A 1,791-nucleotide genomic window follows, 5' to 3' on the forward strand; every position below is an offset into this window, starting at 1 on the left:
TCGTTTGAGTCAATAGGAAAGGCGGACCAGGCACTCATCGATACGAAAACCTCGCAGGAGGATTTCTCCGGCCTTCAGTTCTGGGAAGAGTATCCCGACTTTATAGCATGGTATGAGACGCCCATCCCCCGTGAGGCGATGCTGCCGGATAATCATAATGTGATCCGGCTTTTCTAACTTTTTTGAGGGAGATTGGGGAATATCCGTTCTTTCAATTCGGGATCCGGGTTCTTCACCACAAACTTCATTGTTTATGGAGCATTACAACAGCATTATATGTTTATTTTCATAGGAGTGGAGAGTATCTCATGAGAATCCTTTACATTTTTATTGTTCTTGCGCTGGTTGCTCCGGCGATGGCAATCATGCTCACCCCGGAGAATGCGGATGGTGCTGATACTGATATCGGGCTGAAAAAGGTTGCCGTATTCGGCAACGGCATACGCTACGAGGCGGGATCGTATCACGTCGTCGTCCTCTCCGGCACCTACCGGGAGATGGGACAGCAGTTCGGCGCCCTGATGAAGGATGAACTCAGGGAAGAGTATGCCATGCTCCGCTCCCACTTCACGGCATCGGGATACACCGAGGCAGAAGTGAGTGAATATGCTCAAACAGCAACGGCATTCCAGGCGAAACGGATGAAGGAGATACGGGCAGGCATCGCGGAGATGTCAGATCTTTCCGTTGATGAGGTCAATATTCTCTATCAGGGACCGATCGTCTATCTCACGACCTTTGGTGCGAAGGCAGGATGCTCGTTCATGGCAGTATGGGGCGACTACACCCCGGACGGTTCGGTCGTACTCTCCCGGAACTACGATCTTCCCGATGTCTTCTCGGTATTCTACCCCTACTACACACTCACAATCTACAACCCGACTGACGGGAGCAATGGTGTCGCGACCTTCGGCCCGGCAGGGGCACGTCCCGAAACCCTGATGAACAGCGCCGGACTCTTTATCGCCGATGATAACGCTGCGGATTCAGGAGGCGAAATCGAGATCGCCGGCAGACCTGACCTGATCGGGGAGTTCTTCCGGATGATGCTCGATTACTCTGATATGGATGAACTTGACGCCGGGATCATGAGCACCCGTGCAAACACCGCATGGATCGTAAATGCGGCCGGGCCGGATCGTGCCTACTCCTATGAGGAGACGGTGTACGATATCAAGCAGCGCGAGGGGGCTGGCGTGATTGCAGCCGCAAACCACTTTGTAGACCCGTCATGGCGGCTTGCGGCTCCACCTGCAGAACACTCGACCTCGCGGTATGCCAACCTGCTCCGCCTTGCCGAGGAGAACCGGGGTTCTATCGACGGGGAACGGATGGTCGCGATCCGCGACGTGCAGGTTGAGGAGTGCGGCGCGACCTTCCGGCACAGCATGCTCGGGGGTATGCTGTACTCATCGGAACATCAGGTGGTCTATGTCCCGGAGACCCGAATGCTCTGGATGAAGGTCGTGGACCGGGACTGGCAGAAGGTGGACCTCGGAAACCTCTTCTCAGTATGATCTCACCGGGAGAGGAATCGCTGAAGATGCTATTCCATCTCCGCGATTTCCATCGGGATCGGCGGGAATGATAAAAATGGGTGAAAGCTTTGGGATCAGGCGGTCACTCCGCCGCTCTGTCTGCCTGTATCCCGGTGCTGCTGTCCTTCTTGCCGGAGATGCTCATCACGGCACCGATGTCCGGGTTAATCAGGCAAACCGGGAAGTACCCGAATAACGACCTGTAGTCGATCTTCAGCATCCGGTGCCGGATGAGATCGATCCCGATCTTCTC

1 protein-coding gene is annotated in these 1,791 nt (G+C 54.9%); it reads left to right on the forward strand.

Features of this window, described 5'->3' with window-relative positions; all coding sequences use genetic code 11:
- Positions 1-308: 308 nt before the first annotated feature.
- Positions 309-1,517, forward strand: coding sequence for a C45 family peptidase (locus tag QCH34_RS11905; protein WP_300334458.1), 1,209 nt, complete (start codon positions 309-311; stop codon positions 1,515-1,517).
- Positions 1,518-1,791 lie beyond the last annotated feature (274 nt).

Source organism: Methanocalculus sp., from assembly GCF_029762515.1.
Classification (GTDB): domain Archaea; phylum Halobacteriota; class Methanomicrobia; order Methanomicrobiales; family Methanocorpusculaceae; genus Methanocalculus.

What these genes read in the sequence shown, in the direction of transcription:
- QCH34_RS11905 (WP_300334458.1), top strand. Translation starts at nt 309, where the DNA reads ATGAGAATCCTTTACATTTTTATTGTTCTTGCGCTGGTTGCTCCGGCG.